Origin of the sequence: Nonomuraea sp. NPDC049624, assembly GCF_040675255.1 — a bacterium.
GTDB lineage: Bacteria > Actinomycetota > Actinomycetes > Streptosporangiales > Streptosporangiaceae > Nonomuraea.
In genome coordinates, this window is sequence record NZ_JBFAOR010000001.1 from 1,114,754 (window position 1) to 1,127,341 (window position 12,588).

The window sequence follows — 12,588 nt, forward strand, 5'->3', positions numbered from 1 at the left end:
GAGAGCCCCCTACTTGGTACGGTGCGCGAGCTGGTCGGCCAGGACGGACAGCGCGCCGCCGGCCTCGGGCCCGATCGGCGCCCGGGCCAGGGCGGCCGTGGCCTCGCCCACGCGTTCGTCGATCATCGACTCGACCTGGTCGAGCGCGCCGGTGTCGATGAGGATGGTGCGCAGCCCGGCCGCCTGCTCCTCGGTGAGCGCCGGGTTGCCGTGCCAGGCGCGCAGGTAGCCGAGCTGCGCGGGCGAGGCGTGCGCCACGGCGTGCGCGATCAGCACCGTGTGCTTGCCCTCGCGCAGGTCGTCGAGCGCGGACTTGCCGGTCTCGGCCGCCGAGCCGAACGTGCCCAGCACGTCGTCGCGCAGCTGGAACGCCTCGCCGAGCGGCACGCCGAACCGGGAGAAGGCGTCGAGCAGCTCGGGTGAGGCGCCGGCCAGGGCGCCGCCGATCTGCAACGGCCGCTCGACGGTGTACTTGGCCGTCTTGTAGCGGATCACCGTGAGCGCCTCCGGCACGCTCGCGCCGGCGCGGAGCTGGGCGAGGATGTCGAGGTACTGGCCGCTGATGACCTCGGTGCGCATGGCGTCGAAGAGGTGGTGGGCGGCCCGCAGGCGGACGGGCTCGACGCCGCACGACGACAGCAGGGTGTCGGACCAAGCCAGGCTGAGCGTGCCGAGCAGGATGCCGCCGGCGTGCCCGAACGCCTCCGCGGACGGGCCGCGGTGGAGGTCGGCGAGGTTGCGGTGGATGGTCGCCCGGCCCCGGCGCAGCTCGCTGCCGTCCATGATGTCGTCGTGGATGAGCAGCCCGGCGTGGCACAGCTCCAGGGCCGCCGCGGCGCTGACGATCTCGTCGCAGTCGGCGCCGCCCGCGCCCCGCCAGCCCCAGTAGCACAGCAGGGGACGGATGCGCTTGCCGCCGCCGAGGATGAACTCGGTCAGCAGCCGGTAGGCCGTCTGGACGTCGGGATCGGAGACGGGCGCGCGCCACGTCTCCAGGAAGTCGGCGAGGCGTCGCTCGATCCGCGATCCGAGGTAGTGCTGAGTGAAGCTCACCGGCATCCGCTCGGCTCCTTCTGGTCGGGACGCACTACCAATAGTTACTACTTGAATACAGAGCGTGTAAAGTGTCTTGGGCCTTTCAACTATTCTTTTGGCTCACCGCAACACCGTCAGGGGATGTCATGACGACCCTGTTGCCGTACGTTTCCACTCCCCAAGACCTGCGTGCCCTGCCCGCCGAGCTGCTGCCCGGCCTCGCCCGCGAGATCCGCGAGTTCCTGGTCGAGAAGGTGAGCGTCCGCGGCGGGCACCTCGGCTCCAATCTCGGCGTCGTCGAGCTCACGATCGCCCTCCACCGCGTCTTCGACTCGCCCGGCGACGCCATCGTCTTCGACACCGGGCACCAGGCGTACGTCCACAAGATCCTGACCGGGCGGCGCGACTCCTTCGACGCCCTGCGCTGCCGGGGCGGCCTCAGCGGCTACCCGAGCCGGGACGAGTCCGTGCACGACCACGTCGACAACTCCCACGCCTCCACCGCGCTCGCCTACGCCGACGGCCTGGCCAAGGCGCGCCTGCTGACCGGCGACGCCGACCGGGCGGTGGTCGCCGTGGTCGGCGACGGCGCGCTGACCGGCGGGATGGCCTGGGAGGCGCTCAACAACCTGGGCGCCGCCCGTCACCGGCCGGTCGTCGTCGTGCTCAACGACAACGGCCGCTCCTACGCCCCCACCCACGGCGGCATCGCCGACCACCTCGCCCGGCTGCGCACGGCCGCCGACGTGACCGTCTTCGAGCAGCTCGGCCTGCGCTACCTGGGCCCGGTCGACGGCCACGACATCGCCGCGCTCGAAGGGGTCCTGCGCGCCGCCCGCGAGCTGCGCGTCCCCGTCGTGGTCCACTGCGTCACCCGCAAGGGCCGCGGCTACGACCCGGCCGAGCGCGACCACGACGAGCACCTGCACGCGATCCCGGCCACCGACCCGGCCACCGGCCGTCCGCTCGCCGCCGGCTCCGTCACCTGGACCGACGCGTTCGCCCGCCACCTGTGCGTGCTCGGCGAGCGCCGCGACGACCTGGTGGCCGTCACCGCCGCGATGCCGGGGCCGACCGGGCTGGCCTGCTTCGGCCGGCGCTTCCCCGGCCGCATGTTCGACGTCGGCATCGCCGAGCAGCAGGCGCTGGCCTCGGCGGCGGGCATGGCCATGGCGGGCCTGCACCCCGTGGTCGCCGTCTACGCGACGTTCCTCGGGCGCGCCCTGGACCAGGTGCTGATGGACGTCGCCCTGCACCGGCTGCCGGTGACGCTGGTGCTCGACCGGGCCGGGCTCACCGGCCCCGACGGGCCCAGCCACCACGGCATGTGGGACCTGGCGGCGCTGGCCATGGTGCCCGGCATGCGGGTGGCCGCGCCGCGCGACGCCCACCGGCTGTGCGAGCTGCTGGAGGAGGCGGTCGAGCACCCCGGCCCGACCGCGCTGCGCTTCCCCAAGGCGGTCGCCGGCCCCCAGCTCCCGCGCGTGGGGCGGGTGGGCGACGTCGACGTGCTCTTCGCGGGCGGCCCCGACGTGCTGCTGGTGGCGGTCGGGCCGATGGCCGGGCCGTGCCTGGGCGCGGCGGCCATGTTGTCGGCCGCCGGGATCGGCGTGACCGTGGTCGATCCCCGCTGGGTGATCCCGGTCCCGGCCGGTCTGCGCGGGCCGGCCGCGGCCGCCCGGCTGGTGGTGACCGTCGAGGACGGCCTGGCCGCCTGCGGGGCCGGCGCCCTGCTCCGGCAGGAGTGCGGCCCCGGGCGGCACATCGTCAACCTCGGCCTGCCGCGCGAGTTCGTCGCGCACGGGAGCCGGGCCGGGTTGCTCGCCGAGGCCGGGCTCACCGGCCAGGGCATCGCGCACACCGTTCGAAGGGAGCTGGACAGGTGGCCGCTGTAGATCTCGGACTGCCGGTGCGACATCGGGCGCGCAGGGCGTCCAGGCAGGTGATGGTGGGGTCCGTGCCGGTGGGGGGCGACGCGCCCGTCTCGGTGCAGTCGATGACGACGACGGTGACGGCCGACGTCAACGCCACGTTGCAGCAGATCGCCGAGCTGACGGCGGCGGGCTGCCAGATCGTCCGCGTCGCGGTGCCGACCCAGGACGACGCCGACGCGCTGCCGGCGATCGCGCGCAAGTCGCAGATCCCGGTCGTCGCCGACATCCACTTCCAGCCGCGGTACGTCTTCGCCGCCATCGAGGCGGGGTGCGCGGCGGTCCGGGTCAATCCCGGGAACATCAAGAGATTCGACGACAAGGTGGGCGAGATCGCACGGGCCGCGTCCGCGGCGGGGGTGTCGATCCGCATCGGCGTCAACGCCGGTTCGCTCGACCCCCGCCTGCTGGCCAAGCACGGCAGGGCCACGCCGGCCGCGCTGGTGGAGTCGGCGCTGTGGGAGTGCTCGTTGTTCGAGGAGCACGGCTTCCGCGACATCAAGCTCTCCGTCAAGCACCACGACCCGCAGGTGATGACGGCGGCCTACCGGATGCTGGCCCGCAGCTGCGACTACCCGCTGCACCTCGGCGTCACCGAGGCCGGGCCGCTCATGCAGGGCACGATCAAGTCGGCGGTGGCGTTCGGCATCCTGCTCGACGAGGGCATCGGCGACACGATCCGCGTCTCGCTGTCCGCGCCGCCGGTGGAGGAGGTCAAGGTCGGGATCGGGATCCTGGAGTCCCTGGGGCTGCGGCGGCGCAGGCTGGAGATCGTCTCCTGCCCGTCGTGCGGGCGGGCCCAGGTCGACGTGTACGGGCTGGCCGAACGGGTCGCCGCGGCGCTCGACGGGTTCCCCCACCCGCTGCGGGTGGCGGTGATGGGCTGCGTGGTCAACGGGCCGGGCGAGGCCAGGGAGGCGGACCTGGGGGTGGCCTCGGGCAACGGCAAGGGGCAGATCTTCGTCAGGGGCGAGGTGGTCCGCACCGTCCCGGAGTCGCGGATCGTGGAGACGCTGGTCGAGGAGGCCCTGCGGCTGGCCGGAGAGGCGTCCTGACGGCCGCTTGAAGCGCATGGGCCGGGCGATGTCCCTGACGGAGGAGTGGGACATCGCCCGGCCGCGCGGTCCAGGTCGTGAGGGGGTATCTCCGCCCTGGACGTCTAGGGGGTCAGACGCGCTGCCAGAGAGCCGGCACGTTCGGCGGCTCCCAGCCGGGCTGGGCGGTGTGCCCCTGGAGGCAGCGGTAGGTCGAGCCGCCGTACGTCACCGTCGCGCCGGCCGCGTACGTCGTGCCCGCCGCCCACGTGCCGCCGACGGTGGTCGTGACCGTCGGCGTGCTGGTCGGGCCGGGGCCGCCGCCCTGGGTGGCGAGGGTCAGGCCGTAGGTGGACAGGATCTCGTTGACCGGCTGGAAGTACGTCGTGCCGCCGGAGCTGCAGTTGCCCGAGCCGCCCGACGTCACGCCCTGGGCCTGGTCGCCGGAGATGAACGAGCCGCCGGAGTCGCCGGGCTCGGCGCAGACGTTGGTCCGCGTCACGCCGGAGACGGTGCCCTCCTGGTAGGTGACGCTGGTGTTGAGCTGCTGGACCGAGCCGCAGTGGTAACCGGTGGTCGATCCGGCGCGGCAGACGGCCGAGCCCACCTGGGCGACGGTCGAGCCGCGTACGGGCAGGATGCCGGCGCTGTAGCCGTTCACCACGCCGGTCGGGGTCCACTGGCCGTTGACCTCGACCCAGGAGTAGTCGTTGCCCGGGAAGGACGAGCCGCGGAACGTGCCCATGGCGACCCGGTTGGAGCCGGACGTGCTGGACCCGGCGGTGCCGCAGTGGCCGGCGCTGACGAAGCCGCCCTGCGAGCCGGCCTTGGTCACCGAGAAGCCGACGGAGCAGCGGGTGCCGGAGCCGATGTAGTAGGCGTCGCCGCCGCGGACGTCGTAGAACAGCGTGGGCTTCTCGGCCGAGCGCACGACCTGGACGGCGGAGGCGTCCGCGCCGCTGGCCTTCACCCAGGCGGCGGCCTTGGCGGGGTTGGAGCTGAGGACGACGACGGTGTTGTTGACGACGTCCACGTACCAGACGGGGGCGGTCTTCGGGGCCTTGGCCGAGGCGGCGTCGAGCCTGGCCTTGACCCCGTCGAGGCTGCTCAGCGAGCGGGCGACCACGCGGGCCTGCACACCGGCCTTGGTGATGGCGGCCACCTGCGCCGGGTCGGTGGTGGCGGTGACCGGGGTGGAGGTGGGGCCGGTCACCCAGGAGCCGGCGTAGGAGGCGCCTAACTGGGCGCGCAGGGTGGGTTCGAGGCCGGCCGCGGCGGCCTCGTTGACCAGGCGGGCCTCGGCCTGCTGGCCGGTGATGCCGAGGTCCCGGCTCATGGCGTCGACCAGGCCCTGCGGGGGGTCGGCGACGGCTTCTGCGTTGCTGCGGGCGATGGAGTAGGGGGTCTCGTCCTGGGCCGTGGCGCCCTTCGCCGCGAAGGCCAGGGCCGGGACGCTGATCATGGTGACGGCGATCGCGATGCCCGCCGTCACGGTCTTCCTGGGGAGCATGTGCACGTCTCCTCGCGTACAGGGGGGTGTCTGCACGGTACGAGTCCGAATACGAGGAGTGGTCGTCTCAAAACACCCCTATCACGGTGTTATGGGGCAAACCGTTTGGAGCCTTATGTGGGGGTATGCGGGATTTGTGCCGTCCGAATCCCATCTGGAGGCGTCATGAAGGCCGTCACCTGGCACGGCAAGCGGGACGTACGGGTCGAGGAGGTCCCCGATCCGGCCATCAAGGAGCCCAACGACGCGGTGATCAGGGTGACCAGCACCGGCATCTGCGGCTCCGACCTGCACCTGTACGAGGTGCTCGGGCCCTTCATGGCCGAGGGCGACATCCTCGGCCACGAGCCCATGGGCGTCGTCGAGGCCGTCGGGGCCGCCGTCACCGACATCAAACCCGGCGACCGCGTGGTCATCCCGTTCAACATCGCCTGCGGCCACTGCCACATGTGCGGCCTGGAGCTGTACGCGCAGTGCGAGACCACGCAGGTGAAGGAGCAGGGCATGGGCGCCGCGCTGTTCGGCTACACCAGGCTGTACGGCCAGGTGCCCGGCGGCCAGGCCGAGTACCTGCGCGTGCCCGAGGCCCAGTTCGGCCCGATCAAGGTGCCCGAGGGCCCGCCGGACGAGCGCTTCCTGTTCCTGTCCGACGTGCTGCCGACCGCCTGGCAGGCCGTGGACTACGCGGAGATCCCGGACGGCGGCAGCCTCACCGTCTTCGGCCTCGGCCCCATCGGCCAGATGTGCGCCCGCATCGCCCGCCACCTCGGCCACCGCGTGATCGGCGTGGACGGCGTCACCGAACGCCTGGAGATGGCCCGCCGCCACGGCATCGAGGTCGTGGACGGCAGCGAGACCTCCGACGTGCCCGGGGCGATCCGCGAGCTCACCTCGGGCCGCGGCACCGACTCGGTGATCGACGCCGTCGGCATGGAGGCCCACGGCTCGCCGGCCGCCAAGATCGCCCAGACGCTCACCGGGCTGCTGCCCGACGCGGTGGCCGCGCCGCTGATGTCCCACGCGGGCGTCGACCGGCTGGCCGCGCTCAACCAGGCCATCGACACCGTCCGCCGGGGCGGCGTCATCTCCGTCATCGGCGTCTACGGCGGCATGACCGACCCGATGCCGATGCTGCGCATGTTCGACAAGGGCATCACGCTGCGGATGGGCCAGGCCCACGTGCGGCGGTGGATCAACCGGATCATGCCGCTGGTCACCGACGACTCCGACCCGCTCGGCGTCATGGACCTGACCACCCACCGCATGCCGCTGGAGGAGGCGCCGCAGGCGTACGAGATGTTCCAGAAGAAGGCGGACGGTGCGATAAAGCTCGTGCTACAGCCCTGACCAGGGGTTTCACCCTCCGGAGCGCGGGCAGCGGTGCGGTCATGAGAGTCGTGGTGGTCGGGGCTACCGGCAATGTCGGCACGAGCGTCGTACGCGCGCTCGCCGCGGATGACAACGTGACGTCGATCGTGGGCGTGGCCCGCCGGCTGCCGGGATGGCGCATCGACCGCACCGAGTGGCGGCAGGCCGACGTCGCCACCGGCGACCTGTCCCGCATCTTCGAGGGCGCCGACGCCGTCGTGCACCTCGCGTGGCTGTTCCAGCCCACCAGGGACCCGGCCGTGACCTGGCGGGCGAACGTGCTGGGCAGCATGCGGGTGTTCCGCGCGGTGGCCGAGGCCGGGGTGCCCGCGCTGGTCCACGCCTCCTCGGTCGGGGCGTACTCGCCGGGCCCCAAGGACCGTCCGGTGGACGAGAGCTGGCCCACGCACGGCTGGCCGGGCGCCGCGTACGGCCGGGAGAAGGCGTACGTCGAGCGGGTGCTCGACGTCTTCGAGCACGACCACCCGGCGATCCGCGTGGTGCGGATGCGGCCGGGGTTCATCTTCCAGCGGGCGGCGGCCACCGAGCAGCGCCGCCTGTTCGCCGGGCCGTTCCTGCCGCGCCGGCTGATCCGGCCCGGCCGCATCCCGTTCGTGCCCGACGTGCCCGGACTGCGGCTCCAGGTGCTGCACGCCGACGACGCGGCCGAGGCGTACCGGCTGGCGGTGACCAGGACGGTGTCGGGGGCCTTCAACCTGGCCGCCGAACCCGTGCTCGACCCCGCCGACCTGGCCAAACTCCTCGGCACGCGGACGATACCGGTCACGCCCTGGCTGGCCAGGACGCTGATGTCGGCCGGCTGGCACCTGCGGCTGGTGCCCGCCTCGCCCGGCCTGCTCGAACTGGCCCTGCGCATCCCCGTCATGAAGACCGACAGGGCCAGGGACGTCCTGGGCTGGCGGCCGCGGCACTCCTCCTGGGACGCCATGCGCGAGCTGCTGGACGGCCTGCACGACGGCGCCGGCATGGAGACCCCGCCGCTGGCCCCCGACGGCGGCCCGCTGGGCCGGGTCAAGGAGCTGGCCACAGGGGTCGGCACCCATCCCTGATCCGCAGGTGTAGGGCCGCCCGGCCGGGGAAGGGGACGGTTCTCTACGCAAGGTCCAGAGGCGTGGCCTGCGTGTCGTGACGACACGAAGGAGCGCCATGGCCCTTCTCCTGACCCAGGTCTTCACCCTCCACGACGTCACCAAGCTGCGCCGCGCGGTCGCCGAGCAGGCGGAGAGCAGCGGGCTGCGCGACGGCCGGCTCGACGACTTCGTGCTCGCCGTGCACGAGAGCGTGGTCAACGCCGTGGAGCACGCGGGCGGGCGCGGGCACCTGACGTTGTGGACGGTCGACGGCGTCATCCGCTCGGAGACGACGGACCAGGGGACGGGCATCCCGCAGGCCTACCTCGACGGGGACGTCCAGCCGTCCAGCCTCTCCTACACCGGCCGCGGCATCTACCTGATCCGGCGGTTGTGCGACGTCGTGGACGTCCGCACCGGCCCGGACGGCACCACGGTCCGGCTCACCATGCGGCTGCCGCACGCGTCCGTCCCGCCGAGCTCCATGAAACGGATCCGGGTCACCGGCGGCGGCGGGCCCTCCGGGCACTTCCCGGTCTGAGCGCGGGCGCGCCCGACCGCGCCCGACCGCGCTGCCACGGCCCCGGGTAGGCTCGGCAGGAGACGGAAGGGGCCACTACGTGAGCGGCGGAAACAATCCCCCCGAGATCATCTCCCCGGTCCGCCGCATCGGGCGGCGGGAGTTCGATTTCGAACGCCAGATCGCCATCATGGCCATCGTCAACAGGACCCCCAACTCCTTCCACGACCAGGGGCGCACGTACGAGCTCGACCGCGCGGTCGCGGCCTGCGCGCGGGCCGTCGAGGAGGGCGCCGACTGGGTGGACATCGGCGGGTTCGCCTTCAGCGCCGCCCAGGCCGCGATCGGCGTCGAGGAGGAGATCGAACGGGTGGTCCCGGTGATCGCCGAGGTCAGGGCCGCCACCGACGCCGTCATCTCGGTCGACACCCACCGCCCCGAGGTCGCCAGGGCGGCCGTCGAGGCCGGCGCCGACGTCATCAACGACACCAACGGCCTGCGCGAGCCCGGCCTGGCCGAGGTCGCGGCCGAGACCGGCGCCAGCGTGGTCGTCACCCACAGCCTCGGCGGCCCCGGCCGGCGGGTCTTCCGCCCGAGCTACGACGACGTCGTCGCCGAGGTCGCCGGCTTCCTGCGCGAGCGGGTCGCCTTCGCGCTCAAGGCCGGCATCGCCCCCGACCGGATCATCATCGACCCGGGCCACGACCTGAACAAGAACACCTTCCACTCCCTGGAGCTGACCCGGCGGCTGGAGGAGATCACCGCGATCGGCTATCCCACCCTGGTCGCGCTGTCGAACAAGGACTTCATCGGCGAGACCATCGACCGTCCGCAGGGTGAGCGCAAGGAGGGGACGATCGCCGCGAACGTCGTCTCCATCCTCAAGGGCGCCCGGATCCTGCGGGTGCACGACGTCGCCGCGACGGTGGCGTCCGTGCGCATGACCGAGGCCGTGCTCGGCTGGCGCGGGCCGGTCGCGCCGAGCCACAACCTGGCGTGAGAGGAGCCGCGTCCGTGACCGACCGCAAGCCGGCGGGCATGCCGTTCGAGAGCTGGATCGACCGGCAGATCCGCGAGGCGGCCGAGCGTGGGGAGTTCGACGACCTGCCGGGCGCGGGCAAGCCGCTGCCCGGCCTCGACCGGCCGCACGACGAGATGTGGTGGATCAAGCAGAAGCTGGAGAGCGAGGGGCTGTCCATGCCGCTGCCCCCGACGCTGGCGCTGCGCAAGGAGGCCGAGGAGGCGCTGCGGCAGGCCCGCGGGGCCCGGTCCGAGACCGAGGTGCGGCAGATCCTCGAAGAGGTCAACGAGAAGATCCGCGAGGCGATCAGGAAGGGCCTGCCGGGGCCGCCGCTCAACCTGATGCCCTTCGACGTCGATCACGTCGTGTCGGAGTGGCGCGCGAGCCGCTGAGCGGCGCACCCGCCGATGCGGAAGGGGCCCGGGCGCCGGCCCGGGCCCCTTCGCCGGACGAGGGGCCCGGGTCAGGCGGGCCCCTCGGTCGGAGGCCGGGGGCCCCGGAGCCCCCGGCCGGCTCGGTGAGCTAGCTGACCGGCGGGTAGGCGTTCCTGACCAGCTCCTGGAACTGGGCGGAGAACCACTGGCCGGACAGCGGGGCGCCGCCGAGGGCGCCCGACATGTTGTTGCCGTTGAGGTTGTTGCCGGTGTAGGTCGGGTCGCACATCCGGTCGAACTTCTTGCCCTCGTCGTTCGGGATGTCGGTGCTGGCGCCGTCGGACTCGCCCGGCGGCTTGATCCAGACGTAGGCGTCGAAACCGGCCTCGGGGCTGGCCGTCGGCCGCGCGCCGAGACCCGCGCCGCTCTGGTTGCACCAGTTGCCGGCGTGGATGCGCCGGTCGACGCGTGACTGGTTGACGAAGGTGTTCACGTCCGTCGAGGTGCTCGCGCCGCTCGGACGGGCGGTGCCGCCCCAGCCGTTGCGCGAGGTGTCGACCAGCATGCCGAGCCCGGACTTGAAGCCCTTGTTGACCAGCGCGGTGCGCAGAGCCGTGGCGAAGGTGGACTCGTCCACGTAGTAGTTCCAGTCGATCCACTTGGACTGGCGGACGGTCTGGCCGTTCACCATGGTGTTGATCGTGAAGTAGGGCTCCTTGGTGGCGGAGTAGTTGGCGGTGTTGACGATGAAGCCGTCCACGCTGTCCACGCCGGCCGTGGTGCCCGCGGCCATGTTGTAGAAGAGGTTCACGGCGGGGCCGAAGTTCGAGTCCCAGCCGAGCCAGGCGTGGTGGGCGGCGTCCACGTAGGTGTAGACGTTGGTGATGGCGTGCAGCTTGTTGAGCGCGTACCGGACGCCGTCGACGTAGCCGCCGGCCTGGTTGGCCTCGGCGCACTTCGGGAAGTTGTTGATGTTGGTGATCAGGTTGGGCAGCGAGTCGGGCTCGATGATCGTGACGATGCGCAGGTTGGCGTACTTGGGGTCGCGCAGGATGTTCGCGATCACGTCGATGTACTCGGCCTTGTAGCGGTTGAAGCCGTTCTCGGCGATCAGCAGCTCGCCGTTGGAGGCCAGCGCCGAGCAGTCGCGGTTGGGCAGGTCGTAGACGACGAACTGCACGGTCAGCGGGGCCGAGCCGTTGAGCGCGTCCTGGGCCACGGCCTCGTCCAGGTGGGCTTGGAGGCCCATGGCCGAGGAGGAGCCGGCGATGGCCGCGATGCGGTCCAGCCACACGGCGGTGGAGGTGTTGGCGACGGCGGCGCCGCCGGGCTCGGCCGCGGCCTTGGCCTTCCACTGCGGGTTCACGTAGCCGGTGGCGCCGGCGTACGGGTTCTCCACGTGGCCGGTGGGCGGCTGGCCGTCGTCGTCGGCCTCGGTGGCGGTGACCGTCTTGCTGGTCAGGCCGGTGGCGGCGACCGTGAAGGGACGGGTGCCGTTGGCCGTGTCGGCGTCCTGGGCGGCGGCCAGGGTGACCGTCTGGGCGGTGTTCCAGTTGGCGGGCGTGAAGGTGAGCGAGCCGCCGGCGGAGACGGTCAGGTCGGCGTCGCCGCTGCCCGCCGTCGAGGTGACGGTCACGTTCGCGGACGGCTGCGCGGCCAGCTTGACCGTGTACGCCGCCGTCCCGCCCTCGGGCACGGTCACCGACGTGGGCGTCACGAGCAGCGCCTGCTCCACGACCGCGTCGTCGTCCACCTCGGTGGCGTTGACGGTGGCCGAGGTGACGCCGGTGCCGCCGACGGAGAAGGCCGCCGTGCCCGCGGTGGTGTCGGCGTCCTGGGCGGCGGCCAGGGTGACCGTCTGGGCGGTGTTCCAGTTGGCGGGCGTGAAGGTGAGCGAGCCGCCCGCGCTGACGGTCAGGTCGGTGTCACCGCTGGTCCGCTGGGTGGTGACGGTGACGTTGGAGGAGGGGGCGGCGGACAGCTTGGCGGTGAAGGTGGCGGTGCCGCCCTCGTTGACCGCGACCGAGCTGGCGGAGGTGACCACCGCGGGGGTGGTGGGGTTGACGCCGCCGCAGGTCACGCCGTTCACGGTGAAGGAGGTGGGCGGGTTGTTGCTGCCCGTCCAGGTGCCGTTGAAGCCCATGGTGGTGGAGGCGCCGGTGGCCAGGCTGCCGTTGTAGGGCATGTTCGTCGCGGTGACGTGCGTGCCCGACTGCGTCCAGTTGGCGCTCCAGCCGGTCGGGGTGTACTTCTGGCCGGTGTCGGGGAAGTCGAAGCCCAGCGTCCACGAGGTGATCGGGTCGCCGGTGTTCTTCAACGTGATGTTCGCGGTGAAACCGCCCTGACCGGGGCTGCTCGTCCACGAGTTGGCGGAGTAGGTCACGTCGCAGTTCACCGCGGCGCTGGCGGCCGTGGTCTGGCCGACGACGAGCCCGAGGGCCGCGACGCTCGCGGCGGTCATGGTCACGGCCCATCGGCGTGGGCCGCTGTGGAGTCTCACTAGCGATCATCTCCAGAACGTCAGTTGGCTGGGAGCGCTCCCATAGTGAGACGCCCTCCCGGCCCTGTAAATGAGTGCGGCTCCGCGGCGGGCGTTCCCGGGCCGCATGCTCGCCGAATGCCCCGTAACGTGGATGAAACTTTCATCATCGGCAGCCTGGTGAGAGGAAACGCGGGGGCCGGCGGACGGGCGATCCGTTGACAT

At 72.3% G+C, this 12,588-nt stretch carries 10 protein-coding genes; 7 read left to right on the forward strand and 3 right to left on the reverse strand.

The genetic code is table 11. From position 1 onward, the window contains the following. Positions 1–9: 9 nt before the first annotated feature. Entirely contained in the window at positions 10–1,053 is a 1,044-nt protein-coding gene (locus AB0J76_RS05830) for a polyprenyl synthetase family protein (protein WP_352323000.1), read from the reverse strand. Positions 1,054–1,181: 128 nt separating this feature from the next. On the opposite strand from AB0J76_RS05830, the gene AB0J76_RS05835 reads away from it, so the two are divergent. Both AB0J76_RS05835 and ispG read left to right on the forward strand, forming a co-directional pair. Then, positions 1,182–2,930, forward strand: a complete 1,749-nt coding sequence (locus AB0J76_RS05835) for a 1-deoxy-D-xylulose-5-phosphate synthase (RefSeq protein WP_352323001.1) — start codon at positions 1,182–1,184, stop codon at positions 2,928–2,930. After that, positions 2,918–4,021 (forward strand): flavodoxin-dependent (E)-4-hydroxy-3-methylbut-2-enyl-diphosphate synthase, encoded by a 1,104-nt coding sequence (gene ispG / locus AB0J76_RS05840; protein ID WP_352323002.1) that lies wholly within the window; start codon positions 2,918–2,920, stop codon positions 4,019–4,021. Before AB0J76_RS05835 ends, ispG begins: the two co-directional genes overlap by 13 nt. 112 nt (positions 4,022–4,133) lie before the next feature. On the opposite strand, the gene AB0J76_RS05845 is transcribed toward ispG, so the two are convergent. Beyond that, positions 4,134–5,510 carry a carbohydrate-binding protein gene (locus tag AB0J76_RS05845; RefSeq protein ID WP_352323003.1) on the reverse strand — a complete coding sequence of 459 codons (1,377 nt, stop codon included), beginning with the start codon at positions 5,508–5,510 and terminating at the stop codon, positions 4,134–4,136. Positions 5,511–5,675: 165 nt separating this feature from the next. Here AB0J76_RS05845 and AB0J76_RS05850 point away from each other — a divergent pair, with 165 nt between their 5' ends. The 5 genes from AB0J76_RS05850 to AB0J76_RS05870 all read left to right on the forward strand — a co-directional run bounded on the left by AB0J76_RS05850 (position 5,676) and on the right by AB0J76_RS05870 (position 9,902). Continuing rightward, positions 5,676–6,857, forward strand: a complete 1,182-nt coding sequence (locus AB0J76_RS05850; protein ID WP_352323004.1) for a zinc-dependent alcohol dehydrogenase — start codon at positions 5,676–5,678, stop codon at positions 6,855–6,857. 41 nt (positions 6,858–6,898) lie between these two features. Next, complete coding sequence (locus tag AB0J76_RS05855) at positions 6,899–7,948, forward strand: NAD-dependent epimerase/dehydratase family protein (RefSeq protein WP_352323005.1); 1,050 nt, start codon at positions 6,899–6,901, stop codon at positions 7,946–7,948. Positions 7,949–8,045: 97 nt separating this feature from the next. Continuing rightward, positions 8,046–8,510 (forward strand): ATP-binding protein, encoded by a 465-nt coding sequence (locus AB0J76_RS05860; protein ID WP_352323006.1) that lies wholly within the window; start codon positions 8,046–8,048, stop codon positions 8,508–8,510. A 79-nt stretch (positions 8,511–8,589) separates the two neighbouring features. Next, positions 8,590–9,489, forward strand: a complete 900-nt coding sequence (folP, locus tag AB0J76_RS05865; RefSeq protein ID WP_352323007.1) for a dihydropteroate synthase — start codon at positions 8,590–8,592, stop codon at positions 9,487–9,489. 14 nt (positions 9,490–9,503) lie between these two features. Continuing rightward, a complete protein-coding gene (locus AB0J76_RS05870) occupies positions 9,504–9,902 on the forward strand; it encodes a DUF1992 domain-containing protein (RefSeq protein ID WP_352323008.1) in 399 nt (132 codons plus the stop codon). A 130-nt stretch (positions 9,903–10,032) separates the two neighbouring features. Here AB0J76_RS05870 and AB0J76_RS05875 read toward each other — a convergent pair whose 3' ends face one another. Beyond that, positions 10,033–12,345, reverse strand: coding sequence for a glycoside hydrolase family 6 protein (locus AB0J76_RS05875; RefSeq protein WP_352327869.1), 2,313 nt, complete (start codon positions 12,343–12,345; stop codon positions 10,033–10,035). Between the last annotated feature and the right edge of the window lie 243 nt (positions 12,346–12,588).